Annotated in this window: 27 protein-coding genes and 1 pseudogene; 14 read left to right on the forward strand and 14 right to left on the reverse strand. The window is 65.2% G+C overall.

Going from position 1 to position 24,570, the window contains the following annotated elements:
• Positions 1 to 18 precede the first annotated feature (18 nt).
• Positions 19 to 1,059, reverse strand: coding sequence for a 4-hydroxy-3-methylbut-2-enyl diphosphate reductase (locus E3N85_RS14030; RefSeq protein WP_134464560.1), 1,041 nt, complete (start codon positions 1,057 to 1,059; stop codon positions 19 to 21).
• 165 nt (positions 1,060 to 1,224) lie between these two features.
• On the opposite strand from E3N85_RS14030, the gene xseA reads away from it, so the two are divergent.
• The 5 genes from xseA to E3N85_RS14055 all read left to right on the forward strand — a co-directional run bounded on the left by xseA (position 1,225) and on the right by E3N85_RS14055 (position 5,523).
• Positions 1,225 to 2,454, forward strand: coding sequence for an exodeoxyribonuclease VII large subunit (gene xseA, locus E3N85_RS14035; RefSeq protein WP_134464170.1), 1,230 nt, complete (start codon positions 1,225 to 1,227; stop codon positions 2,452 to 2,454).
• Between the two features lie 5 nt (positions 2,455 to 2,459).
• A complete protein-coding gene (locus E3N85_RS14040; RefSeq protein WP_134464172.1) occupies positions 2,460 to 2,738 on the forward strand; it encodes an exodeoxyribonuclease VII small subunit in 279 nt (92 codons plus the stop codon).
• A complete protein-coding gene (locus tag E3N85_RS14045) occupies positions 2,735 to 3,388 on the forward strand; it encodes a DUF4245 domain-containing protein (RefSeq protein ID WP_166783965.1) in 654 nt (217 codons plus the stop codon). Before E3N85_RS14040 ends, E3N85_RS14045 begins: the two co-directional genes overlap by 4 nt.
• The gene (locus E3N85_RS14050) at positions 3,385 to 4,035 is read left to right on the forward strand and encodes a carbonic anhydrase (protein ID WP_304991251.1); all 651 of its coding nucleotides are present in this window, start codon (positions 3,385 to 3,387) and stop codon (positions 4,033 to 4,035) included. The genes E3N85_RS14045 and E3N85_RS14050 overlap by 4 nt, the downstream gene beginning before the upstream one ends.
• Before the next feature lie 72 nt (positions 4,036 to 4,107).
• The gene (locus E3N85_RS14055) at positions 4,108 to 5,523 is read left to right on the forward strand and encodes an aspartate ammonia-lyase (protein WP_255453899.1); all 1,416 of its coding nucleotides are present in this window, start codon (positions 4,108 to 4,110) and stop codon (positions 5,521 to 5,523) included.
• 229 nt (positions 5,524 to 5,752) lie between these two features.
• Here E3N85_RS14055 and E3N85_RS14060 read toward each other — a convergent pair whose 3' ends face one another.
• The 3 genes from E3N85_RS14060 to E3N85_RS14070 all read right to left on the reverse strand — a co-directional run bounded on the left by E3N85_RS14060 (position 5,753) and on the right by E3N85_RS14070 (position 9,317).
• Entirely contained in the window at positions 5,753 to 7,102 is a 1,350-nt protein-coding gene (locus E3N85_RS14060) for a PhoH family protein (protein ID WP_370289331.1), read from the reverse strand.
• Between the two features lie 236 nt (positions 7,103 to 7,338).
• On the reverse strand, positions 7,339 to 8,460 hold the full coding sequence (locus E3N85_RS14065) for an aminotransferase class V-fold PLP-dependent enzyme (protein ID WP_134464178.1): 1,122 nt from the start codon (positions 8,458 to 8,460) through the stop codon (positions 7,339 to 7,341).
• A gap of 71 nt (positions 8,461 to 8,531) precedes the next feature.
• Positions 8,532 to 9,317 carry an isoprenyl transferase gene (locus E3N85_RS14070; protein WP_134464180.1) on the reverse strand — a complete coding sequence of 262 codons (786 nt, stop codon included), beginning with the start codon at positions 9,315 to 9,317 and terminating at the stop codon, positions 8,532 to 8,534.
• A 69-nt stretch (positions 9,318 to 9,386) separates the two neighbouring features.
• On the opposite strand from E3N85_RS14070, the gene E3N85_RS14075 reads away from it, so the two are divergent.
• Positions 9,387 to 10,088, forward strand: a complete 702-nt coding sequence (locus E3N85_RS14075) for a hemolysin III family protein (RefSeq protein ID WP_134464182.1) — start codon at positions 9,387 to 9,389, stop codon at positions 10,086 to 10,088.
• 12 nt (positions 10,089 to 10,100) lie between these two features.
• Here the strand turns inward: E3N85_RS14075 and E3N85_RS14080 are convergent, their stop codons facing one another.
• Together E3N85_RS14080 and mca are read right to left on the reverse strand one after the other, a co-directional pair.
• Positions 10,101 to 10,373 carry a hypothetical protein gene (locus tag E3N85_RS14080; protein WP_134464184.1) on the reverse strand — a complete coding sequence of 91 codons (273 nt, stop codon included), beginning with the start codon at positions 10,371 to 10,373 and terminating at the stop codon, positions 10,101 to 10,103.
• The gene (gene mca, locus E3N85_RS14085) at positions 10,370 to 11,236 is read right to left on the reverse strand and encodes a mycothiol conjugate amidase Mca (protein WP_241978515.1); all 867 of its coding nucleotides are present in this window, start codon (positions 11,234 to 11,236) and stop codon (positions 10,370 to 10,372) included. Before mca ends, E3N85_RS14080 begins: the two co-directional genes overlap by 4 nt.
• Before the next feature lie 238 nt (positions 11,237 to 11,474).
• Between mca and E3N85_RS14090 the strand changes: the two genes are divergently transcribed.
• Both E3N85_RS14090 and greA read left to right on the forward strand, forming a co-directional pair.
• Positions 11,475 to 11,807: a DUF4307 domain-containing protein gene (locus E3N85_RS14090; protein WP_134464186.1), complete on the forward strand. Its 333-nt coding sequence runs from the start codon at positions 11,475 to 11,477 to the stop codon at positions 11,805 to 11,807.
• Between the two features lie 98 nt (positions 11,808 to 11,905).
• On the forward strand, positions 11,906 to 12,397 hold the full coding sequence (gene greA, locus E3N85_RS14095; RefSeq protein ID WP_134464188.1) for a transcription elongation factor GreA: 492 nt from the start codon (positions 11,906 to 11,908) through the stop codon (positions 12,395 to 12,397).
• Between the two features lie 31 nt (positions 12,398 to 12,428).
• Here the strand turns inward: greA and ilvA are convergent, their stop codons facing one another.
• On the reverse strand, positions 12,429 to 13,664 hold the full coding sequence (ilvA, locus tag E3N85_RS14100) for a threonine ammonia-lyase (RefSeq protein ID WP_134464190.1): 1,236 nt from the start codon (positions 13,662 to 13,664) through the stop codon (positions 12,429 to 12,431).
• 3 nt (positions 13,665 to 13,667) lie between these two features.
• A complete protein-coding gene (locus tag E3N85_RS14105; RefSeq protein ID WP_241978516.1) occupies positions 13,668 to 15,077 on the reverse strand; it encodes an AI-2E family transporter in 1,410 nt (469 codons plus the stop codon).
• 209 nt (positions 15,078 to 15,286) lie between these two features.
• Here E3N85_RS14105 and E3N85_RS14110 point away from each other — a divergent pair, with 209 nt between their 5' ends.
• The 4 genes from E3N85_RS14110 to E3N85_RS14125 all read left to right on the forward strand — a co-directional run bounded on the left by E3N85_RS14110 (position 15,287) and on the right by E3N85_RS14125 (position 18,193).
• Positions 15,287 to 16,492 carry a winged helix-turn-helix domain-containing protein gene (locus E3N85_RS14110; RefSeq protein ID WP_134464192.1) on the forward strand — a complete coding sequence of 402 codons (1,206 nt, stop codon included), beginning with the start codon at positions 15,287 to 15,289 and terminating at the stop codon, positions 16,490 to 16,492.
• A gap of 143 nt (positions 16,493 to 16,635) precedes the next feature.
• Positions 16,636 to 17,229, forward strand: a complete 594-nt coding sequence (locus E3N85_RS14115) for a sulfite oxidase-like oxidoreductase (RefSeq protein WP_134464194.1) — start codon at positions 16,636 to 16,638, stop codon at positions 17,227 to 17,229.
• Between the two features lie 17 nt (positions 17,230 to 17,246).
• Positions 17,247 to 17,936: a ferredoxin reductase gene (locus E3N85_RS14120; protein ID WP_241978517.1), complete on the forward strand. Its 690-nt coding sequence runs from the start codon at positions 17,247 to 17,249 to the stop codon at positions 17,934 to 17,936.
• A complete protein-coding gene (locus E3N85_RS14125) occupies positions 17,936 to 18,193 on the forward strand; it encodes a DUF6510 family protein (RefSeq protein WP_134464198.1) in 258 nt (85 codons plus the stop codon). The genes E3N85_RS14120 and E3N85_RS14125 overlap by 1 nt, the downstream gene beginning before the upstream one ends.
• Before the next feature lie 56 nt (positions 18,194 to 18,249).
• Here the strand turns inward: E3N85_RS14125 and E3N85_RS14130 are convergent, their stop codons facing one another.
• From E3N85_RS14130 to E3N85_RS14150, 5 genes are all read right to left on the reverse strand, one after another.
• On the reverse strand, positions 18,250 to 19,134 hold the full coding sequence (locus tag E3N85_RS14130; RefSeq protein WP_134464200.1) for a M48 family metalloprotease: 885 nt from the start codon (positions 19,132 to 19,134) through the stop codon (positions 18,250 to 18,252).
• 12 nt (positions 19,135 to 19,146) lie between these two features.
• On the reverse strand, positions 19,147 to 19,713 hold the full coding sequence (locus tag E3N85_RS14135; protein ID WP_134464202.1) for a LemA family protein: 567 nt from the start codon (positions 19,711 to 19,713) through the stop codon (positions 19,147 to 19,149).
• A gap of 185 nt (positions 19,714 to 19,898) precedes the next feature.
• Complete coding sequence (locus E3N85_RS14140) at positions 19,899 to 20,483, reverse strand: heme-binding protein (RefSeq protein ID WP_134464204.1); 585 nt, start codon at positions 20,481 to 20,483, stop codon at positions 19,899 to 19,901.
• Between the two features lie 64 nt (positions 20,484 to 20,547).
• Positions 20,548 to 20,988, reverse strand: coding sequence for a VOC family protein (locus E3N85_RS14145; protein WP_134464206.1), 441 nt, complete (start codon positions 20,986 to 20,988; stop codon positions 20,548 to 20,550).
• A gap of 4 nt (positions 20,989 to 20,992) precedes the next feature.
• Entirely contained in the window at positions 20,993 to 21,484 is a 492-nt protein-coding gene (locus E3N85_RS14150; protein ID WP_134464208.1) for a GNAT family N-acetyltransferase, read from the reverse strand.
• Positions 21,485 to 21,607: 123 nt separating this feature from the next.
• Here E3N85_RS14150 and E3N85_RS14155 point away from each other — a divergent pair.
• Both E3N85_RS14155 and E3N85_RS14160 read left to right on the forward strand, forming a co-directional pair.
• A pseudogene (locus E3N85_RS14155) lies at positions 21,608 to 22,360 on the forward strand (ABC transporter ATP-binding protein).
• Positions 22,357 to 23,091, forward strand: a complete 735-nt coding sequence (locus tag E3N85_RS14160) for an ABC transporter permease (protein ID WP_134464210.1) — start codon at positions 22,357 to 22,359, stop codon at positions 23,089 to 23,091. The pseudogene E3N85_RS14155 and the gene E3N85_RS14160 overlap by 4 nt, the downstream one beginning before the upstream one ends.
• Here the strand turns inward: E3N85_RS14160 and E3N85_RS14165 are convergent.
• Positions 23,088 to 24,536: a glycoside hydrolase family 1 protein gene (locus E3N85_RS14165; protein WP_134464212.1), complete on the reverse strand. Its 1,449-nt coding sequence runs from the start codon at positions 24,534 to 24,536 to the stop codon at positions 23,088 to 23,090. The two genes, E3N85_RS14160 and E3N85_RS14165, sit on opposite strands and share 4 nt — an antisense overlap.
• Between the last annotated feature and the right edge of the window lie 34 nt (positions 24,537 to 24,570).

Consider the following 24,570-nt stretch of genomic DNA (forward strand, 5'->3'; position numbering starts at 1 on the left):
ACTCGGTTACCCGGTCGACTACTCAGCTGCTGCGACGCGTCCACCGAAGGCGCGGGCATCCGTTTCGCCGGAGAGGTCCTTGCGCAGCTCCTTGGGCAGCGAGAAGATGAGGTCTTCTTCGGCGGTCTTGACCTGTTCCACGTCGCTATATCCGGCGTCGGCGAGCGCCTCAAGCAATTCGTCGACGAGTTCCTCGGGAACGGATGCCCCGCTCGTCACCCCGACGGTCGCCGCGTTGTCCAGCCACTCCTGTTTGACCTCGCTCGCGAAGTCGACGCGATACGCGGCCTTGGCGCCGTATTCCAGGGCCACCTCGACCAGGCGCACCGAGTTGGACGAGTTAGCGGAGCCGACCACAATCACCAGGTCGGAGTCGCGGGCCACCTTCTTGATGGCGACCTGACGGTTCTGGGTGGCGTAGCAGATGTCGTCGCTCGGCGGATCCTGCAGGTTGGGAAAGCGCGCCCGCAACCGGCGCACGGTTTCCATGGTCTCGTCGACGCTCAGCGTGGTCTGCGAGAGCCAGACCACCCGATCGGGGTCGCGCACGACGACCGTGTCGGCTTCGTCGGGGCTGCCGACGAGGGTGGTGTGCTCGGGGGCCTCACCGGCGGTGCCCTCGACCTCTTCGTGACCTTCGTGGCCGATCAGCAGAATCTGAAAATCGTCGCGGGCGAAGCGCACGGCTTCGCGGTGCACCTTGGTGACGAGCGGGCAGGTGGCGTCGATGGCTTGCAGGCCGCGCTCGGCGGCGGCATTGACCACGGCCGGGGAGACGCCGTGGGCGCTGAAGACGATGTGCGCGCCGTGCGGAACTTCGTCGACCTCGTCGACGAAGATGGCACCCAAATTCTCGAGCTCGGAGACCACATGGATGTTGTGCACGATCTGCTTGCGCACGTACACCGGGGCGCCGTAGTGTTCGAGCGCCTTCTCGACCGCGATGACTGCACGGTCGACTCCGGCGCAGTAACCGCGAGGCGCAGCGAGCAGCACCCGCTTGTGTCCGACCACCGGGGTATCCTTAAGCCTGTTGCGGGCGCTCGGGATGCGCGGCATGCCCAGGCCGATAACGGGCGGAGTGCTCTTGGCTTGCGCTGTGTTCGTTTGCGCTGTGCTTGTTTCAATCGCGGTCTTCACCGCCTCAGTCTACGCACGCACGACCGAAAAACTCTGGGAGGACCAGCCTGTGCCCCAAGCCAGCCCAACACCAAGGTCCACGGCATGACGGATACCCCCGCCACCGTCGAGACACCGTGGCCGGTCGCCCTGCTCTCGGGCAAGATTCGCGGCTATATCGAACGTCTCGGCATGGTCTGGGTGGAAGGTGAGATCACCCAGTGGGGGGCCAGCGGCGGCAACGTCTACGGCAAGCTCAAGGACCTCTCCGAAGATGCCACGGTGAGTTTCACGATCTGGTCGTCGGTGCGCGCCAAACTCACCGCCGACTTTAAGGCGGGTGACCGCGTCGTCGCGCTGGTCAAGCCCAACTTCTGGGTCAAGGGCGGCACGCTCACCATGCAGGCCTTCGAAATGCGCCACGTCGGGCTCGGCGACCTGCTGGAACGGCTCGAACGGCTGCGCAAGCAACTCGCGAGCGAGGGTCTGTTCGACGCCTCCCGCAAGAAGCGCCTGCCGTTTCTGCCGCACTGCATCGGCCTGGTGACCGGAAAAGATTCCGACGCCGAGAAAGACGTCATTCGCAACGCCCAGCTGCGCTGGCCGGCCGTCAACTTTCGGGTCGCTTACGCCGCCGTGCAGGGTGATCGCGCCGTCGGCGAGGTCACCAGTGCCATCGCGCGTCTCGACGCTGATCCCGAGGTCGACGTGATCATCGTCGCCCGCGGCGGCGGCGATTTTCAAAACCTGCTCACCTTCAGCGATGAAAGCCTCGTGCGCACGGCAGCAGCCTGTGTGACGCCGCTGGTCAGCGCGATCGGGCACGAGGCCGACCGTCCACTGCTCGACGAGGTGGCCGACCTGCGCGCGTCCACCCCGACGGATGCCGCCAAGCGCGTCGTTCCCGACGTCAGCGACGAACTGAACCGGGTGCAGCAGGCCAGGGCGCGTCTCAGCAGCCGGCTCACCGGCATCCTCTCGTCGGAAATCGATCGAATCTCGCAGTTGCGCAGCCGCCCGGTGCTCGTCGACCCGTGCTGGATCATCGATTCTCGCAGTGAAGACCTCACCCGCTACGTTGCGCGCGGTGCCGAACTGACCGGGCGCATTCTTGAGCGCGCCGAGGCCGCCGTGCTGGAGTTGCGCTCTCAGCTGCGCGCCCTGTCCCCCCAGGGCACCCTCGACCGCGGTTATGCGATCGCCCAGCTGCCCGACGGCCGCGTGCTGCGCCGCGCCGAAGATTCCCCGGCCGGTACTGAGCTCCTGCTCACCTTGGCCAGCGGCACGGTACCCGCCACCGCGAACGCCGCCGTGCTCGCCACCGTGTCGAGATAATTAGAATGGATGTCATGACCTCGCCTGCCCCCGCCATCAGTGATCTCAGCTACGAACAGGCCCGCGATGACCTTATTCGCGTCGTGAACGAGCTCGAGCAGGGTTCGAGCACCCTGGAGCAGTCGCTCGCGCTGTGGGAACGAGGCGAAGCCCTCGCTCGCCGCTGCGAAGAATGGCTGATCGGCGCCAAGGCTCGACTCGATGCCGCCCGCCTGGCTGCCACGGCGCCCGCCGCCGACACAACCACAGGCGACACAGACACCGACGGCACGCCCAGCAGATGAGCCGCGCCCCGAAGCCGCCGCGCGTCGTCGCTGAACTGGGCCGGCCGGAGACTCCGCAGGAGACCGCCGACCGGCTCGCCGAGAATTCGCGCAAGTACCGGTCGCACAAGACCGTCAACAATCTCGTGCTCTCGCTGCTCGTGACGGTGGGCGCCGTGCTCGTGCTCGTACTTCTGGTGCCGCGCAACGACAACCCGGTCATTCGCGACGTCGACTATGCGAGCATCGCCGCCCAGGTGCAGCCGGTCGTTGATCACACCCTTGCTAGCCCCGAGCTGCCGGGCGGCTGGAGCGCCAACGACGCCGAGTGGCGGGCCGGCAGCAACGGTCAGGTACCGTCTTGGTACATCGGATTGCTCACGCCCGGCAACCAGTACATCGGCTTCAACCAGGCCTTCGACGCCAACCCCACCTGGCTCGCCCAGAAACTGCCCGATGTGCCCGTCGTTGACACCGTCAGCATCGCCGGCGTGACCTGGGACGTGTACCGCAACAGCGCGGCGGCCGCCGATCGGGGCAATTTCGACTATGCCCTCGTGACGACCGCCGGTGCGAGCACCTACGTGCTCATCGGTACGGCACCCACCGGCGACTTCGAAATCCTCGCCACCGCGCTGGCCGCCAACGTGGCCCAGAACGCCGCCGAATGAACCGGGCATCGACGGCGATCCCGTCTCCAGCCGAGGCCTGGAAAGAAATGCGTGAGGGCAACGGACGCTTCGTCGCCGGCACCCCGCGCCACCGCCAGGACGTCGATCGGCGGGCCGAGCTCGTCGGCCAGCAGACTCCGCACGCCGCCCTGTTCGGTTGCAGCGACTCCCGCCTCGCAGCCGAGATCATCTTCGACCAGGGCCTGGGTGATCTGTTCGTCGTGCGCAACGCTGGACAGGTCATCTCGGAATCCGTGCTCGGCTCGCTCGAATATGCCGTCGCCGTGCTGCACGTGCCGCTGATCCTCGTGCTCGCCCACGACGAGTGCGGCGCGGTGCGCGCCGCCATCGACTCTCAAGCAGAGGATGCCCCGGCCCTGCCAACCCACATCATGCACCTTATCGAGAAGATCGTTCCGGCGGTGCGTCGAGTGAGCGGGCCGGCGGTATCCGCTTTCGTGGACCCAGCGCTGGTCGATGCCGGCCACGTCGGCCGGGAACATCTCAAAAACACGGTCACCGAGATGCTCAAACGGTCCGAGGTGATCAGCTCGGCCGTCGCAGAAGGTACATTGGCTATCGTCGGCGCGAACTACGTTCTTCGCGAAGGGCACGCCGACCCCAATATCGTGGTGGGCGTCATTTAGACCCGCCAGGAATGATCGCGCAGCCGTTGCGCACAGCACGACTCTCCTACAGCACCGAAAGGGATGCACATAGTGGTGGACACCTCCGCAAACGCCGGCTACCGGATCGAACACGACACGATGGGTGAGGTCCGGGTTCCGATGGACGCACTGTACGGTGCCCAGACGCAGCGAGCCGTGGAGAACTTTCCGATCTCAGGCTCCACCCTCGAGTCCGCGCAGATCGCGGCCCTGGCCCGCATCAAGAAGTCGGCAGCCCTCGCCAACGCCCAGCTCGGCGTGCTCGATGCGGACATCGCCGATGCGATCGCCGCGGCCGCCGACGAGGTCATCACCGGCCAGTACGACAGCGAGTTTCCGATCGATGTCTACCAGACCGGCAGCGGCACCTCCTCGAACATGAACATGAACGAGGTCCTCGCGACCCTCGCGACCCGCGCCCTCGGCCGCCCGGTGCACCCGAACGACCACGTCAACGCGAGCCAGTCCTCGAATGATGTGTTCCCCACGTCGGTGCACATCGCCGTCACAAGCGCCCTGATCGACGAGCTCATCCCCTCGCTCGACCACCTCGCCGTCTCTTTCGAGGCCAAGGCGGAACTCTGGAAAGAGGCCGTCAAGGCCGGCCGCACCCACCTGATGGATGCCACCCCGGTCACCCTCGGCCAGGAGTTCGGCGGCTACGCCCGGCAGATGCGCCTGGGCATCGAGCGCATTCGCACGGCGCTCCCCCGCATCGCCGAGGTTCCGCTCGGCGGCACCGCGGTCGGTACCGGCATCAACACCCCGTATGGCTTTCCGCAGCTCGTCATCGAACTTCTCGTCACCGAGACCGAACTGCCGATCACCGAAGCGCGCAACCACTTCGAAGCCCAGGCCAACCGCGACGGCCTCGTCGACGCCTCCGGATCACTGCGCACCATCGCCGTCTCGCTGACCAAGATCTGCAACGACCTGCGCTGGATGGGCTCCGGCCCCAACACCGGGCTCGGCGAGATCAGCATCCCCGACCTGCAGCCCGGCTCGTCGATCATGCCCGGCAAGGTCAACCCGGTCATTCCGGAGGCCGTGCTCATGGTCTGCTCGCGCGTCATCGGCAACGATGCCACCATCGCCTGGTCGGGTGCCTCGGGCTCGTTCGAGCTCAACGTCAGTATCCCGGTCATGGGAACCGCCCTGCTCGAGTCGATCCGCCTGCTGTCCAACGCGACCCGCGTACTCGCCGACAAGACCGTCGACGGCCTCGTCGCCAACCTCGAGCACGCTCGTGCGCTGGCTGAGAAGTCGCCATCGATCGTCACCCCGCTCAATCGCGTCATCGGCTACGAAGCCGCCGCCAAGGTTGCCAAGAAGGCCGTCGCCGAGGGCCTCACCGTGCGTGAGTCCGTCATCGCGCTCGGCCACGTCGAACGCGGCGACCTCACGCTCGCCGAACTCGACACGGCCCTCGACGTGCTGAGTATGACGCGTCCCCCGCAGAAGAAATAGCCAGCACCACCACCCATTCGGCTCCATCACAAATGCGCCAATAACCGGATGCGCGATGGTCGCGATCCAGCCGCGGCGGCAGGTTATCTGCGGGGTGTCGAGTTTCGGCGATTATCAGGGTAGCTCCGAGTGTTTTTCTCGGAGCTACCCTGGGAATCGTCGATGTTTGAGCTGAGGAGCAGGTGACCTGTCGCCGGGGTGACCCACCAGCATCCGCTCGACAGCTCGGCTACATAACCTCGTTACCCTCCAACATCTCCGTCACGAGCGCTGCGATCGCGCTGCGCTCCGACCGGGTCAGTGTCATGTGCGCGAACAGCGGATGCCCCTTCAACGTTTCGATCACGCTGGCGACGCCGTCGAAGCGGCCGACCCGCAGATTATCGCGCTGGGCGACATCGTGGGTGAGCACCACGCGCGAGTTCTGACCGATGCGACTCAGCACGGTCAGCAGCACGTTGCGTTCCAGCGACTGCGCCTCGTCGACGATCACGAAGGCGTCATGCAGGGACCGGCCGCGAATGTGAGTGAGCGGAAGCACTTCGAGGATGCCGCGCTCCATCACCTCCTCGACCACATTTTCCGACACGATCGCGCCGAGTGTGTCGAACACCGCCTGCGCCCACGGCCCCATTTTCTCGCCCTGGTCACCGGGCAGGAAGCCGAGGTCCTGGCCGCCGACCGCGTAGAGCGGACGGAAGACCATGATCTTGCGATACTGCTGGCGTTCCAGCACGGCTTCCAGGCCCGCGCAGAGGGCCAGTGCCGACTTACCGGTTCCGGCCCGCCCGCCGAGCGAGAGAATGCCGATCTCCGGGTCGAGCAGCAGGTCAATGGCCAGCCGTTGCTCCGCCGAGCGGCCGTGCAGTCCAAAGACGTCACGGTCACCGCGCACAAGCTTGAGCGTGCCCCGGCTGGTCACCCGGCCGAGGGCCGACCCGCGGTCGGAGTGAATGACCAGGCCCGTGTTGATCGGCATGTCCTGCACCGCGCGGGAATCCAGCATCTCTTTGTCATAGAGCACGCTCATCTGTTCGGCGCTGAGGGTGATCTCGTCCATGCCGGTCCAGCCGGAATCAACGGCGAGTTCGTGCCGGTATTCATCGGCAGCGAGGCCGAGAGAAGCGGCCTTCACCCGCAGCGGCAGGTCCTTGGAGACGACGGTCACGGTCATTCCGTCATTGGCCAGGTTGAGGGCCACGGCCAGAATGCGCGAATCGTTGTCACCCAATTGCAGGCCAGACGGCAGCGCCGACATATTGGAGTGGTTGAGTTCCACCCGCAAACTACCGCCATCGCCGACCGGAATCGGAAAGTCGAGGCGCTCATGCTTGAGCCGCAGTTCATCGAGATTGCGCAACGCCTGCCGCGCAAAATACCCGATCTCCGGGTCGTTGCGCTTGGACTCCAGTTCGCTGATCACCACCACGGGCAACACGACGGCATGCTCGGCAAAGCGAAAGATTGCCTTCGGATCTGACAGAAGCACCGAGGTGTCCAACACGAAGGTGCGCTCGGTTTGCGAAGTGGATGTCTCCACCCGGTCAGTCGCGCTGGCGTCGGTTCGTTTAGCGGTCACAGCCACTCCCACCCTGCGTCACGAGGACGCGGATCACATCGGCGAGCTGGCCATGAAGCGATTCTCGAGCCGTACTTATATGGCCGTCTCGATCAGGTGTCGTACCTGATGATGTGACGCTACGACGTACGGGAACAAAAAGAAACCCGACACGCCCACCAAAATCTGACGTTCACCTTACGTTGGGGCCGGCTCCGGGTTCCGAGCCGAAGGCGCAGCCGGACGCATCGCCGGGTCTAGTAGGTCGCGGCCAGCGTGTAGGCGGTGAGGGCAGCCCTCAGCATGGTCACCGTGTCGGGGTCGAGGGCAGCGTGGACGCAGAGCCGCACCGTTCCGCCGCGCGTCGTCGCGGTGAGGCCGTGGTTATGCAGGCTCGCCACGAGGGTGGTCAGCAGTTCCGCCGGCGGCTCGAGCACAACGATTCCGGCCCGCTCCCTGGCATCGCGGGGTGAGACGATCTCGATGACGAATTCGTCGACGAGTTCGATGATGCGGGAGACGTTGTCATTCATGGCGGCCTGAATGACGTCGACGCCGACATCAGCGGTCTGCTCCAGGGCTGCGGCGAACCGGGCCTGGGCTATGGAGTCGCCATTGGTGACCCGAAAGGCGCGGGCGCCGTGGCTGGGCGCGGTGACCTCGTCCCACGGGTCGTCGGTGTCAGTGCCGACATAGCCGGAGTACACCGGCACGAGGCGTTCCAGTGCACGCGCGCTCAGGGCGAGAAAGCCGGTGCCCCAGCCGGCCCGTGTCCATTTCTGACCACCGGAGGCGACGACATCCGCTGCCTCATAGGCGGCATCGACGACGCCGAATCCCTGAATGGCGTCGACGATGAGCAGGCGATCGCCGATGACCTGACGGATACCGTCGAGGTCGCTGCGGTACCCGGTGCGGGAATCGACCAGGCAGACGGCGACGGCAGCGACGGCCGGGGTGAGCTGGTCACGGATCTCGCCGGGGGTGACGCGGCCTCGCACGGTCTCCAACCAGAGCGGGGTGACCGCGTGCAGGGCCTCAGCGGCCCGCACCGCCGCGAATGGCACGCTCGGAAAGTCTCCAGCGGACAGCAGCACGGAACCGGTCAAACCGAACATGGCCTGCATGAGGCCCGAACTGGTGTTGGGCTGGAGCACAATCTGATCGGCCGCGAATCCGGTGAGTTCGGATACCGCGGTGCGGGCTCGCAGATCTTGTTCGTCCAAATGGTCGAGGCTGCCGTGCCGGGCGCGGGAAAGCACCTCGGTCTGACCGAGGCTCTCGGCAATGACGGCCGCGGAGAGCGGGCCTACCCGGCCGAAGTCGAGATAGCCGGGCTCGTCACGAAAGCCGTCGGTAAAGGTCTGGAGTGAATTCATGCGCGGGTCCAATCGGTTGTCAAACACAAACTCCCCCTGCCACCCCACCCAGTCTCACTCCACGAATGAATCTAGCTTCCGTAGCGACGCTGCCGGCGGGAAAAGTCACGCAGGGCGCGCAGAAAATCGATCTGTCGCAGGTCAGGCCCGAGGGCTTCGACAAAGTAGAACTCGCTGTGCGCGCTCTGCCACAACATGAAGTCGCTCAGCCGCTGCTCGCCCGAGGTGCGAATAACCAGGTCGGGGTCTGGCTGGCCGCCGGTGTACAGGTGCTGGCCGATCAGTTCGGGCGTGAGGGTCTCCGCGAGGTCCTCCAGCGAACCGCCGTGCGCGTGGTGGGTAGCGACAATGCTGCGCATCGCGTCGGTGATCTCGGTGCGCCCGCCGTAGCCGACGGCGAGATTGATGTGCAGTCCCGTATGGGCGCTGGTGCGCGCATCCGCTGCATCGAGCGCTGCGACGAGCGGCAGGGGCAGGCCGGCCTTCGACCCCACTTGCTGCACCCGCCAGTCGCGATAGTGCGACAATTCTTCGGCAAGATCGGCGATGATCTCGATCAGATCGGCGAGTTCATCACTCGGGCGTTGGGTGAGGTTGTCGGAGGAAAGCAGGTACAGGGTGACCACCGAAATTCCGAGATCGTCACACCATTCCAAAAATTCTCGCATCTTGGCGGCGCCGGCGCGGTGACCGTGGGCCGCGGTCTGAAACCCCAGCTGCCGGGCCCAGCGCCGGTTGCCATCGATGATCATGGCAACGTGCCGGGGCAGGTGCGCCGGTGTGAGTCCGCGCCTCAGGCGGCGCTGATACAGCCTGTAAAGGAGGCCGCGCGCTAAGGGGACTTGGGGTTTCTGCACACAATTACGCTAGTCCACTCCGACGAGCGTTCGGGGCAGACTGGGTGCGCCCTGTCGTATCCTTGCAGCATGGCCGCCGAGCATTCCAGTCCCAATTTGCCACTGATCGAGGCGGCAGACGCCCATCCGGAGGACGTCAAGCCGACCTGGCGCGGCTGGATCCACGCCGGCACTTTTCCCGTGACGATCGCGGCCGGCCTCGTGCTGCTCGTGCTCGCCGAGGGGCCGGCTGCCAAGATCAGCTCGGCGGTGTTCGTGCTCAGCTCGATGCTGCTGTTTGGTAATTCGGCGCTGTACCACCGCTTCAACTGGCAGCCGCGCACCCGCATCATTCTCAAGCGTATCGATCACGCCAACATCTTCTTGCTGATCGCCGGGTCATACACGCCGATCACCGTGCTCGCTCTGCCACCGGATAAATCCACGCTGCTGCTCTGGCTGGTCTGGGGCGGAGCCGGGCTCGGGATTCTCTTTCGCGTCTTCTGGATTCACGCCCCGCGCTGGCTCTATGTGCCGCTCTACCTGCTCCTCGGCTACGGCGCGCTTTTGTTTATCGTGGACTTTTTCCAGGCCAACGCCGCCATGATGACACTGATTCTGGTTGGCGGGCTCTGCTACACGGTCGGTGCGGTGGTCTACGGGCTGAAGAAGCCCAACCCGATTCCAGGCGTGTTCGGCTTTCACGAGATCTTCCACACCCTCACGGTTGTGGCGTTCCTGTGTCATTTCGCGGCGATTCTGCTGATCGCCACGCATCCGCTCTACCCGTAACGGAGAGCGCGCTTATTCGGGCTTGTCACCCGGCGTGCGGGGTGCGTTCGGGTCGTTGTCCCGCGCCGCTAGTTCGGCGTCGAGCCGCGCTTTGATTTCGGCTCGGTAGGTGGTGCGACGGATGCGACGAACCACGTCGAGGCACAGCAGCACGGTCGCCGCCGCCACAAAGAAGATAGCCACGAAGCCGACGACACCCGGCGTGACGGTGTTCGGGTCGAAGTTGGGGTCCGGCGTCGCGGCCAGCACGACGGTGATCAACGCGTCGCTAATGAGCGCCGTCATTCGTCGTCCTGGATTCCGGCAAAGAGATCGGATTCGGGCATAGCGGTGTCTACTTTCGATTCGACGAGTTGGAAATCTTCATACGGCCAAGCCTCGCGCACCAGATCATTGGGCCAGAAAAAGAAGCTGCTGTCGGGAGCAACCTGGCTCGCGTGCGAGCGCAGGGCCGCATCGCGCACCTCGAGGAATGCGCCGGCCGGAACATGGGTGGTGGCGAGCTGAGGATAGTTCTCCATGCGCTCCCGCGCCGCCTCGAGGGGTTCGAGAAGCGGAGAATCCGGCTCTGCCACGCTGAGGGCGAGGTACATCGCGTCGATGCGCTCCAGATTGAAGATCCGGTCGTAGTAGAGCTTGTCGATCTGCCACGGAGCACCGGAGTTCGGGTACCGTTCCGGGTCCGCGGCCGCGCGGAAAGCTTCCAGAGAGACTTCGTGGCAGCGGATGTGGTCGGGGTGCGGGTAGCCGCCGTTTTCGTCGTAGGTGATCAAAACCTGCGGACGAAACTCGCGCACCATGGTGACGAGCGGTTCGGCTGAATATTCCAGCGGAATATCAGCGAAGGAGTTCGGCGGCACCGTGTTGTCGTCGTCCATGCCGGAATCTTCGAATCCGAGCCAGCGGTGTTGCACGCCCAGGGCCTGTTGCGCGGCCTGCATCTCGAGGCGCCGCAGGCCCGAAATGTCGCGTTCGGCCATTGCGTGGCCGACCACAGCGGGGTTGAGAATACTGCCGCGCTCGCCACCGGTGCAACTCACGATGAGCACCTCAGCCCCGAGGCTGCGGTAGTAGGCGTACGTTGCCGCGCCCTTGCTCGATTCGTCGTCGGGATGGGCATGCACGGCCATCAGTCGCAGCGTCACCATACTCCTCAGGAATGCCGGATAACCTTAGGCCAGATAACCTAGTTACTAGCCTAATCGCTCCGTCGAAAGTGTGAAATCGCCAGTGCCCCTCAACAGCACGCCCACCGGAGTTCAACCGAGCCGTGAGCCCTACCGCCTCGACGAATCTGAAGTCGCGGGTGTGCCGGCAACGCGCGAAAGTGTCTCCATCCAATCACGGTACGGGCGCACGCCCTCCCGAAAACGGCGCGACCGGCGAATGCTGTGGGGGCTGGGCGGTGTTTTCGTGTTGGTGCTGGGAGCGTGGGTACTGTGGACCGGGCTGGACGGAGCATCCACTCAGATCGAGGCTCGCGATATCGGTCACACGATCATCGATGAACACAGCGTGAGCGTCACGTTCGAGGTGTCCCTCCCGGTGAACCGCACGGCGAGTTGCGCGGTGCAGGCCCTCAACGAGAGCTATTCCGTCGTCGGCTGGAAGATCATCGATCTGCCGCCATCCACGCTCTACAACCGGTCGTTCACAGAGATTCTGCGCACCACCGACCTCAGCAACACCGGTTTGATTTACCAGTGCTGGCTGACCTAAACTGACGTATTCGTCTCGGCAATCGTCGGGGCGTCGACGATATCCGCGCGGCCTCAACGGGTTTTTCTGCGCTCGGGCGTTATAAAAGGAGATCACTCGTGACAACCGACACAACGGTCACCTGGCTAACTCAGGAGGCCCATGACCGCCTCGCAGCGGAATTGGCGACACTGAGTAATTTCGGCCGGGGCGACATCGCGAAGAAGATCGAATCGGCGCGCGAGGAGGGCGACCTCAAGGAGAACGCCGGCTATCACGCGGCGAAAGAGGAGCAGGGCAAGATGGAGGCGCGCATCCGCACCCTCACCGTCTTGCTGCGCACTGCCGAAGTCGGCCACGCCCCCGAAAGCAACGGCATCGTCGTTCCCGGCACCGTCATCACCGCCACGATCGCCGGTGACGAGAGTCGCTTTCTCATCGGCAGCCGCGAGATCGGCGCCAACAGCGACCTCGACGTGTTCAGCGAGCAGAGCCCGCTCGGTGCGGCGATCATCGGACTCAGGGTCGGCGCGAAGACGAGCTACACCACGCCCAACGGCAAGGAAATAAGCGTGCACGTCTCCAACGTGGAAACCTTCACCGGAGCCTGACCCCGACGGCATCGACCCTGTCCGTCGGCGGCTAGTCGATCTGGGGGTCGTAGCCGGCGGCCCGTAGGGTGTCGACGACATGCTGACGGTGCTCCGGCCCCCGAGTCTCGACGCTGACGTCGAGTTCGACCTCGCTGATCCGCAGGCCGGCGCCGTGCCGCGTGTGCAGCACCTCGATGACGTTCGCGGTCGCCTCGGCGAGCAGTTCGGAGATGCGGGCCAACTGGCCAGGGCGGTCCGGCAGCATGATGCGCAGGGTGAGGTACCGTCCCGACGCCGCAAGGCCGTGGCTGATCACGCGCTGCATGAGCAGCGGGTCGATGTTGCCGCCCGAGAGAATGGCCACTGTCGGCCCGGTTGGGGTGATTTTGCCAGCCAGGATGGCGGCGACGGCCACGGCGCCGGCCGGTTCGACCACGAGTTTGGCGCGTTCCAGCAGCACGAGCAACGCGCGGGCGGTGTCGTCTTCAGTGACGGTGACGATCTCGTCGACGGCGTCGCGCACGATCTCAAAGTTCAGCAGCCCCGGCTTGGCGACCGCGATGCCATCGGCGATGGTCGGCAGAATACTGATCATCACGGCCTCCCCCGCTTCGAGGGAGGGCGGATAGGCGGCCGCGTTCTCTGCCTGTACCCCGATGACTCTGATGCGGCGGCCGTCGCGGGCTGCGCGCTGCTTGAGCGCACTGGCAACACCGGAGATGAGCCCACCGCCGCCGATGGGCACGATGACCGTTTCAAGTTCGGGAACCTGGTCGAGAATTTCAAGACCCAGCGTGCCCTGCCCGGTGACGACATCCACGTGGTCAAAGGGCGGAATGAGGATCGCCCCGGTCTCCCGGGCATATTCGGCTGCGGCCAGCAACGGTTCGGTCACGGTCGTGCCACGCAGAATGACCTCGGCACCGTAGTCGCGCGTCGCCGACAGCTTGGGCAGCGCAACCCCGACCGGCATGAAGATGGTCGCTTTGATGCCCAGCTCGCGCGCGGCGAACGCCACGCCCTGAGCGTGGTTGCCAGCCGAGGCCGCAACGACGCCGCGGGATTTCTCCTCCTCGGTCAGCTTCGACAGCCGATTGTAGGCCCCACGAATCTTGTATGAGCCGGTGCGTTGCAGGTTTTCGCACTTGAGGTAGACCGGTGCCCCCAAGACGTCGGCCAGGTACCGCGAGCTCTCCATCGGGGTCACATCCGCGACCTCGGCGACAACCGCGCGCGCGGCCTCGAATTCAGCGAGGGTGGGTGCGAGAAGGGTAGTCTCTGGCATGTCTTAGTTCTCCGAATTGTCGTGCGGGACGCCGGGGGCGCTGGAATCTGAGGGCGTGCTGCGGGCGGATCCGTCTCGGGTGGTACGGATGCTCCGCGGCCGCACCCGTGCCGTGCGCGCCAGCGCAGCGACGGAGCGGTAGCCCGGTCGGCTTTGCGGCACGGTCTGCCACAGCACCGAACCACTCGTCGGCATCACCGCCGGTGGACTCGAGCGCCAGGTGCCGCCAGCGATGTAGGTAATCATCGCGTTCAACACGGCGGCCACCGGCACGGCGAACAGGGCGCCGGGAATTCCGGCGAGCAGGGCGCCGGATGCGACCACGAGCACGACGGCCAGCGGATGCACCTTGACGGCTGTTCCCATGATGAGCGGCTGGAGAACGTGTCCTTCGACCTGCTGCACGAGCAGAACGACGCCAAGCATGGCAAGGGCGACGGCCCAGTTGTTGAAGATCAGGGCGATGATAACGGCAACGGAACCGGTGGCCACAGCGCCGATAATGGGAACGAACGAGCCCAGAAACACCAAAATGCCGATCGGTATCGCCATCGGCACCCCGAGCAGGGCTGCACCGACACCAATGCCGACCGCGTCGATGGAGGCGACCAGAATCTGCACTCGAGCGAAGTTGCCGAGCGTGGTCCAGCCGGCGATGCCGGCACCGTCAACGGCGGCGCGGGCGCGCAGCGGGAAGAACCGCACGATCCAGGCCCAGATCGCTTTGCCGTCGATGAGGATGAACAGCAGGCTGAACAGGGCGAGCAGCAGCCCGGTGAGTAGGTGTCCGAGGGTGGTTCCCACCGAGAGGGCACCGCTGATGAACACGGCGCTGTCATTCTGGATCGCGGTCCAGCCCTGCTGCAGATAGTTGGTGATCTCGGTATCCGACAACTGCAGCGGAGATGCCGCGAGCACCGATTTGAGACTGTCAAAACTCGCGGTGAGGCGCTCGCTCAAACCGACGGTACCCTCGGCAATCTGCGTGGAGGCCAGCGTGACCAGCCCGGCGACGAGCACCAGTGTGCCCACCATGGCGACGGCGACGGCGAGCCCCTTCGGCCACCGATGCCGGACCAGAAAGGCCACGAAGGGAATCAGCAGGGCCGACACGAGGACGGCGACCAGCACCGGAATGACGATGAGGCGCAGCTGGATGATCAGAAAGATCAAGATGGCGATGGCCGCGGCGATCACAATCAGCCGCCAGGACCAGGCTCCGGCCAAGCGGATGCCCGCCGGAAGATTCTCGTCCACACCGCCGGGGGCAGGCGTCGGCGCCACCGCCTCGACCGGCGCGGCACCGAGCTCGGATCCGGTCCGACCGGCGCGCTCGCGCGCTCGAATCGTCACGCCTCGGCGGCGTAGCCGCAACAGCGCACGCGTGCCTGGATTGCCCGTGGATTCGCTCACCCGCTCAGTCTAGAACGGCCCGGCATACCACACAGGTCTTGCACGGGTTCGGCTCCCGTCCGACCCGGCCGTCGGCATCCGTCAGCGCTCGTCACTCGGGAGCCCATATGCGTTCCCGGGGTCGCTTCGATGGCGCGGGGGTTGCGGCAACAGTGGCGCGAGGCAGAAGAGAAGCGGGGCGTTTCACCGTCACCGCTAGGATCAGGGCAATGCCAGAGACAATCTCCCCCGCTTTGGCACGCCGCATCGCCCTGGCCGCGCAGGGGTTCAGCTCGGGCACCGGCACGTCAATCGGCATCCGTCAGCTCACCGGCCTCGTGAACCGGATTGAACTGTTGCAGATCGACTCGGTGAACGTCTTCGAACGCAGCCACTACATGCCAGCATTCAGTCGGCTCGGCGCCTACGACAAGGCACAGCTCGACCGCTTGACCACCGGGCGCGAAGCCCGTTTCACAGAGTATTGGGCGCACGAGGCATCGTTTCTGCCGATCGAGGTCTGGCCGCTGTTTCACTGGCGGATGCAGCACTTCCGCGACCGCTCGGCCCAAAACACCGACGATTGGTCGCACGCCAACCGTCCGATGCTCGCTTGGCTTCTGGCCGAGCTTGCCGCCAACGGGCCGATGCCCGCGAGCGCGATCGAACACGACGCCAACAGACGCAGTGGGCCCTGGTGGGGCTGGTCCGAAGTGAAGACCGGGTTGGAGACGCTGTTCCGCTGGGGTGACGTGGTCAGCGCCGGACGCATCCGCTTCGAACGGGTCTACGCCCTGCCCGAACAGGTCTTCCCGCCCGAGCTGCTCGGGCAGGGTATTTCGAGTGCGGATGCCCACCGTGAGCTGGTCAGCCGAGCTGCCCGGGCCCACGGCATCGGCACGGTGAAAGACTTCGCCGATTACTTTCGACTGAAGACGACACCGGCCCTGGTGGCGATCCGGGATCTCGAAGAGGCCGACGAGCTCATCCCGGTCGAAGTGGCCGGCTGGGGAACGAGGGGCACTCCGGGAGCGGCCTGGCTGCACCGCGACGCGCGGCTGCCACGCAGCATGAACGCCCAGACGGTATTGTCACCGTTCGACCCTGTGGTCTGGGAACGGGCCCGCGCCCTGCGCCTGTTCAATTTTCACTACCGCATCGAGATCTACACGCCGGAGCTCAAGCGGGTGTTCGGCTACTACTCCTTGCCGATTCTGCTCGGTGACATGGTCGTCGGCCGGGTCGATCTCAAAAACGATCGGCAGGCCGGCGTGCTGCGGGTGCAGTCAGCCTGGGCCGAACCGGCGGCGCCAGCGGATGCCGCTGCTCGGCTCGCACTCGTGCTGCGGGAGGCTGCCGCCTGGCAGGGGCTCGACGAGATCGTCGTGGTGAAGCGCGGCAACCTCGCGGCGGGGCTCGCTGCGGAACTGGGCTAGGTCCGCTTCCGTCCACGTGGTGCCTGGCCGGATTCGTTTTTCTGCCCCCGGCACCGTGCCGTCGACCAGCCCGGATCAGCCAGCGAAGCTGGCGACCGCTGGGCCCTCTCTGTTATTCTGGTCAGCAATCGAAGGAGCATCCTGTGGCAGTCATTTCTCGTGGCTTCACCGGTCGCGGTGGCGAAGCGAACCCTGAGCTTCCGCCCGGGCAGTACCTCACCGCGGACTTCCCGGTGCTGTCGGCCGGGCCCACCCCCCACATCGCCACCGCGGACTGGCAGTTCAGCATTCGCACGGACGCAGACACCCTGCAGACGTGGAGCTGGGACGAATTGCACGCGCTGCCCATTGAGGATATCGATACCGACATCCACTGCGTCACGCGCTGGTCGAAGCTCGGGACGAGTTGGCGAGGCGTCTCCCTCGATACCCTGTTCGCGACCGTCGAGACGACCGATGCGTACGTGATGGCGCATTCCTACGGCGGCTATACGACAAACGTTCCGCTCGCCGACCTGCTGGGCGGCAAGGCCTGGATTGCGTTGGAGTTCGACGGTGTCAACCTCGATCCGGAGCATGGTGGTCCGGCGAGACTGCTCATCCCCCACCTGTATTTCTGGAAGAGCGCCAAGTGGATTCGCGGCCTCGAGATGCAGAGTACTGATGAACCCGGGTTCTGGGAGCAGAACGGCTACAACATGTATGGCGATCCCTGGCTCGAACAGCGCTATTGGTGAACTGGAAGGTTGGCGTCGTGGCCTCGACCCGACGGGAGACCGCGTCCGGGCGCAGCATCGTACTGGACGTTCCGGGCTGGGGCGGAAACATCGCCGGTCAGCACACCGACGTGCGGCTGACCGCCCCGAACGGTTACACCGCAGTGCGGTCGTATTCCGTCGCGTCGGCCGGTGTCGGTGACCGGATCGAGCTCGCGGTCGACCGCCTGCCCACCGGTGAGGTCTCGCCGTACCTGGTCGACACGCTCCGCGAGGGCGACGAGATCGAGCTGCGCGGCCCCCTGGGCGGCTGGTTCGTTTGGACGCCGCAACAGACCGAGAGCGTACAGCTGATCGGCGGCGGTTCGGGGATCGTGCCTCTGATGGCGATGATCCGCTCGCACGAGGCAGCCGGCAGTACGGCGCCGTTTCGCCTCCTCTACTCGGTACGCACGCCGCTGGACGCATTCTTCCGCGCGGAACTCGAATCCCCGTCTGCCCACCTCGAGGTGACCTGGATTTTCACTCGCCACGCTCCGAGCGGATGGTCTCGGCCCGCCGGACGCATCACCGCCGCAGACGTGGAGGCGCACGGTTTTCCGGCCGCGGTCTCACCGACGGTGTTTGTATGCGGGCCGACCGGATTCGTCGAGACCGTCGCCACCGCGCTCGTCGCCCTCGGGCACGAACCGCAGCGCGTCAAGACCGAACGGTTCGGAGGCGCGTAATGGGCGAGCACCTCGACGGGAACGCCCTCGCGGGCCCACTATCCGATCTGTTCACGTTCGACCCGACTACCGCATCCGCTCGTTGTGGCGGATGCGGGGACATCTCGGTTCTAGCGCGTGCGATGGTCTACGGCGAACCCGATACTTTCGTCGTTCGCTGCGCGAACTGCGACGACGTGCTCATGACCATCGTGCAGGCACCCGACCGGTTCTGCATCGAACTGCGTGGCATGACCTGGCTGAAAATCCCCCGCTAGCGCCGTGAGCCAGACCGCACGTACTCACGCGGCGATGTTGACCGCTGCGAACCGGGTCAGAACTTACGGCCCATGGCCGTGAGACGCTCGATGCGCTCTTCGATCGGTGGGTGCGTCGCGAACAGCTTGCCCATAGCACCCTTCTTCAGCGGGTCGGAGATCCAGAGGTGCGCCATCGAGCTGTTCTGCTTCTGCATCGGGCGACCGTACTGGCCGAGTTTGGCCAGCGCCGAGGCGAGGGCGTCCGGGTGTCGCGTCGTCAACGCGCTCGTCGCATCCGCCAGGTATTCGCGCTGGCGGGAGATGGCGAGCTGCACCACAGTCGCGATGAGCGGAGCTACGATCATGGCGACGAGGCCGAACACCATGACGATGGGGTTGCCGTTGCTGTTGTTGTTGCGGCCGAAGAACGCCATGCGCAGGAACATATCGGAGATGAACCCAATCGCCACGACGAGGCCGAACACGACCATCGACACTCGAATGTCGTAGTTGCGCACATGGCCGATCTCGTGGGCCATGACGCCCTCGAGCTCGGAATCGTCCATGATGTCGAGTAGTCCGGTGGTGGCGGCGACGATTGCGTGTTTCGGATCGCGGCCGGTGGCGAACGCGTTCGGTGCCGGGTCGTTGATGATATAGACCTCGGGCATCGGAGTGCCGGTCGTGATCGACAGGTTCTCGACGATACGCCACAGCCTGGGATGATCGGACTGGCTGTTGACCCTGATGCCGCCGCTCATGGAGATGGCCTGGCGACCCGCCGCGTAGTACTGAATGATGACGTACAGGGCGGTGATGACGACCGTTGCGATGAGAATGCCGTAGCCGCCACGGCCGTAGACAGCATTGGCCAGCCAGCCGAGCCCCGCGATGATCACGAAGAAGAGGATCATTATAAAAACAGTGTTGCGTTTGTTTTTAGCTATCGCGCTGTACATCGATGCGCTCCCTTAGAACTGCACGCGGGGCGGCTCCGCGATCGCTGCGGAATCGGCCACCTCGAAGAATTCACGCTCGGTGAACCCGAGGTTCACGGCGAACAGGTGGTTGGGGAATACCTTGATCTTGGTGTTCATTTCGCGCACGCCACCGTTGTAGAACCGGCGAGCGGCCTGGATCTTGTCCTCCGTGTCGACGATGGCGCCCTGCAATTGCAGGTAGTTCTGGCTGGCTTGCAACTGCGGGTACGCCTCGGCCACGGCGAAGATGCTCTTCAGCGCGGTCTGCATGTGGTTTTCTGCAGCGGATGCGTCGGCCGGGCCTTGCGCCGACAGCGTCTCAGCCCGAGCACGGGTCACGTTCTCAAACACGCTCTTCTCGTGCGCTGCGTAGCCCTTGACCGTTTCGATCAGGTTGGGCAGCAGGTCGGCACGACGCTTGAGCATCACGGTGATGTCGCTCCACGCTTCGTCGACGCGCACGTTGAGCGTTACGAGGGAGTTGTAGGTCGACCACAGGTAGATACCCACGATGGCGACCAGTACGACAACGATCAAAACCGGGATGAGCCATTCCATGGCAACGTCTCCTTGCAAATTGGCACGATGTGTACGTTGACACGGAGACATGAACTGGACCAGAACGACCCCCCGTGCGTACCTTTTCATACTAACTGCGACCCCGAAGGCCCCACCCGCTTCTCATCACACTCCAAGCAAGCTCAAGGCGCACAAGGATCCCGCGGCGGCAGGGCAAGCGCTGATCAGCCGGGCTCTTCGAGATCGAACAGTACCTCGTTGCGGCGCAGAAACCACGGCTTGATCGGCGGATCGAATCGTGCGAATCTCGGTGACCCCAAGACGCTCAACCCGGCGGCGGCGAGCGCCCCGCGCAACTCGTCAAGATGCTGTTCATAACGAGTCTGACTCCAGCGTCCGCTGAAGCGGAGTGCACCGGCCAGGCTTGCAGGTACCGTGCGCAGGTGCACGGTGGGGTCCGTGGGTTGCGGCGCTGTTTCGACCGTCAGGCCTTCGGGGAGCACGAAAGCGACCCGGAATCGTTCACCGGCTGCTGCTCCAGACCCATCTTCCACGCCCTCCTGTAGCACTGGCGCGGTCATCGCGATCTTTTCAGCGGCATCCGTTTGCACCACCGGCGCCGTCATGGCGACTTTCTCGCGTGATCGGTTGGCCCCGGTGATGTACGCGAACAAATATCGGAAGGCCCGATTACCAGCGTCTTCGAACGGGCCCTCGATGATAACCTCCGCCACCAGATGCGCTGGGTATCGGCGCAATTCGAAATCGTCGTAACTCTTGACGACGTGGTAGGGCTGCTGCTCGGTCATGCACCGAAGCTAGTGCAGGTGGCTGGGTGCCCGCTCCCAGCTGTGGCCAAACCCGCTCGGCAGACTACCGGGATGACGGGCGTCGGCCCACCGAGGCCTGGAAACGAATCAGGTATCCATCCGGGTCCTGCACGAGAAATTGAGCAACGCCAGACTCGACATCGCCCGTTCGGTACCATTTCGTCTCTGGCTCCATAAAGAGCGGCCAGCCGGCCCCACGAAAGGCACGCACCAGCGGATCAATCGATGCCACGGAGATCTGGAAGTTGACACCACGGCCGAAGGGAGGCTCCAGCGCCCCCGGAAGCCAGTTTCGTCCCGAACCCCGCTGCTCGATCATCACATGGACCGCGCCTCGCGCGATGTAGGCAAACCCCTCATCGGGGCGGTCGTACTGCACCTCGAAACCACCGAGGCTGCACCAGAACTCCAAACTCTTCTCAAGCGATGTGACCAGAAGCTCCGGCACGAGGCCAGGTTCCGGAAAGCTGTGCGAGGTAGTCATGAGTTCAGCGCAATTCTTTGCGAAACCAGTGATTTGCGTACGGGTCGGCGTTGTGCGCTTCACCCTCGATGAAACCGAGCGAGGCATAGAGGCTGCGCGCCTCGATGAGATCGGTTCGCGTGTCCAACCGCAGTGCCGTGAGCCCCAGCGCGCGCGATTCCCTTTCCAGATTCTGCATGAGGAGCCGGCCTACGCCCTGACCGCGGGCAGCTGGTTCGACAAAGACCCTGGTCACCTCACCGATATCGCCGGGGCGAATCCGCATTCCGGCACAGCCGAGCACGGCGCTCCCCTGGCGGGCCAGCAACAGCAGCCCGTTCGGCGCAACGAGGTCATCGATCGGGTAACCAGCCTGGGCCGCCAGTATCTCCTGGCGCAACGCGGGTCGCCCGTGATAGCGACTCACGATGTCCTCGTAGTAGCGAAGCGATACGCTCTCGGCTTCAGCGGATATCGGCGCTGCGAAGGACACAAGGATCGGCAGCGCAAGTGTCATAGCCTCCACCCTAGTTGGGGATCAGTTTTGATCGCCCAGATCGCCGCGCACGAGCGTTCGCGTGGCAGCAAAATCACCCATTGTCGACTTGACAAGGCGGGTGCCGCGGCGGAGAGTTCGGTCATGGTGAACAAGTCCGCCCCCGTGGTTGACGCGACCAACCTGCACGTGCGGCGCGGCAAGCATCCGGTGCTGCACGGGTTGTCGGTGAGCATTCCCCGCGGAGTCGTGGTGGGGCTGCTCGGTCCGAGCGGATGCGGTAAAACCACGCTCCTGAGAACGATCGTCGGCGTGCAGGTGGTGTAGTCCGGCACCGTGACGGTGCTCGGCCGGGAGGCCGGATCGGCATCGCTGCGCCACCGGGTGGGTTATGTGACGCAGGATGCCAGCGTGTACGACGACCTCACTGTGCGGCAGAATCTACAGTATTTTCGTGCCGTGCTGGGTGCCCCGCGCAGCGACGTCGATCGGGTACTGGCGCTGACGGACCTCACGAGTCAGGCTGGTCAGCTAGTGGGGTCGCTGTCCGGCGGACAGCGCAGCCGGGTGTCGCTGGCTGGTGCTCTGCTCGGCTCCCCCGACTTGCTCGTGCTCGACGAACCGACCGTAGGCCTCGACCCGCTGTTGCGGGTCGAGCTGTGGACCTTGTTTCATCAGCTCGCCGTCTCGGGAACGAGCCTGCTTGTCTCCAGCCACGTGATGGATGAAGCCAGCCGCTGCGACCGTCTCCTGCTCATGCGGGACGGTGAGATTCTGGCCGATGACACCCCCGCCGGGTTGTTGGCTTCAACCGGAGCCAGCGATACCGAGGGGGCGTTTCTGGCGCTGATCGCGCGGCATCCGGTCAAGGACGCGACCAACGGAAGCGCCTCGTGACCCCGCAACGCACTCTCGCGACCGCCGGCCGGGTGCTCAGCCAGGTGCGGCACGACCCGCGCACGATCGTGCTGCTCCTCGTGGTACCGAGCCTTCTGATCGGGCTGCTGGCCTGGATCTTCTCCGACACGCCCGTGTTCTCCACGATCGGGCCGGGCATGATCGCGCTCTTTCCGTTCATCGTGATGTTTCTCGTGACGAGCATCACGACCCTGCGTGAGCGTCGCACCGGCACGCTCGAGCGCCTGCTGTCGATGCCGCTCGGCAAGGGCGATCTCATCCTCGGGTACACACTCGCGTTCGGGCTGCTCGCGGTGGCGCAGTCAGTCGTCGCCGTGGCGTTTGCCGTGTGGCTGTGCGGGCTGGAGATCGTCGGATCGATCTGGCTCTTGCTCGCCGTCGCGGTCGCCGACGCCGTGCTCGGCACGACCCTTGGGCTGCTCGCGAGCGCCTTCGCCCGCACGGAGTTTCAGGTCGTGCAGTTCATGCCAGCCCTGGTGTTTCCGCAGATTCTGCTCGGTGGCATTTTTCTGCCGCGCGAACAGCTGCCCGATGTACTGCGCGCGATCAGTGATTGGCTGCCGTTGTCGCACGCAATCGACGCGTTGCAGGCGGTCGCGACAGACTCGCAGGACGCCGCTTATGTCGGCGGGGAGCTGCTCATCATTGGAGCGTGGATCGTGGGAGCCGTCGTGCTGGGGTCGGTGACTCTACGCCGGCGCACGCCTTAGCGGTTTGCCAGGGCTTGCTGCAGCCAGCGATAGCTCTGCTTGGGGGTGCGGGTGCGGCGGTCGTCGCTGAAGTCGACGTGCACGAGGCCGGTCGGCTGGGTGTAGCCGGCGTTCCACTCGAAGGCATCGAGCAGGGACCAGAATGTGACGCCGCGCAGATCGATCGACCCAGCAGCATCGAGGGCGGCCACGAGGTGTTCGGCGAGGTAGTCGATGCGGGCGGGATCGTGCACCGAATTGCGGGCATCCGCGTGGTCGAGGAATGCGCCGCCGGACAGCGACAGGTATACCGGCGGCATGGCCGGGTAGCGTTCGGCCAGTTCGGCGAGCGCCACAACGACGTACTCGGGGGCGTTGACGGCCCCGGCCGAGGTAGTGGGGTGTTCCCGAAAGTGCTCCAGGTGGAACGGCCAGGACGTGATAGGGATCGGCTGGCCGTCGGGGCCGGTGAGAATGGCGGGGTCGGCGGCGACGCGGGCGGGCTCGGTGTAGCTCACGCCGTAGAAGTCGAGCGGCTGGTGGATTGTGCGCAGATCGTCGGGATCGGCCTCGAGCAGGGTGCGTAATTCGAGCGCGAACGGTTCGAGCGGGTCGGGGTAGTGGCCGAGCAGCACCGGGTCGGCGAACAGGCGGTTCGTCAGCAGGTCGTAGAGTGCCGCGTAGGAGCGGTCCTGATCACGGTCGGTGGCGGGCTGTACCGGGGTGTGGGAGTTGACGAGGCCGATGCGGCCGCGCACGTCGGCGGCGCGCAGGGCCTGCACGGCGAGTCCATGCGCGAGCAGTTGGTGGTGTCCGGCGGGCAACGCGTCGAACAGCAGGGTGCGGCCGGGCGCGTGCGTGCCGAGCGCGTAACCCTTCGCGGTGACCGTGGCCGGTTCGGCGAGAGTGACCCAGGCGTCGATGCGGTCGCCGAACGCCTCCCCCACGGCGTGGGCGTAGTCGGCGAAGCGGCCGGCGGTGTCGCGGTTTAGCCAGCCGCCGCGCAGGGCCGCGGGCAGGTCCCAGTGCGAGAGAGTGGCGGTCGAGCGGATGCCGTCGGCCAGCAACGCATCGAGCAAGCGATCGTAGAATGCGAGTCCATTGCGGTTCAGCGCCCCGCGACCCTCCGACTGTAGTCGGGTCCAGCCGAGTGAGAAGTGGTAGGAATCAACGCCGAGGTCGCGCAGCAGGGCGGCATCCGCCGCGTAATTCTTCACGTGGTCGGTCGAGACGGAAGCGTTCGACCCGTCGCGGATGCGCCCGGACGCCTGGCTGAAGGTGTCCCACACACTGTCACCGCGACCACCATCGCGCGCAGCCCCCTCGATCTGAAAGGCGGAGGTGGCCACGGACACCTCGAACCCGGTCGGCAGACGATCGCCGAGCTCGCCGGCGCGGTGTTCCCAGTCCCGGGCTGCGACAGCGCGAGTCGAGGGTGATCCGGGGATGCGAAGCGTGGGATTCATAACAGTAAGACTCTTTTCGGCGGGGGTGACGCGG

It is taken from the genome of Cryobacterium sp. Hz9 (assembly GCF_004402825.1).
Taxonomy (GTDB): domain Bacteria; phylum Actinomycetota; class Actinomycetes; order Actinomycetales; family Microbacteriaceae; genus Cryobacterium; species Cryobacterium gelidum.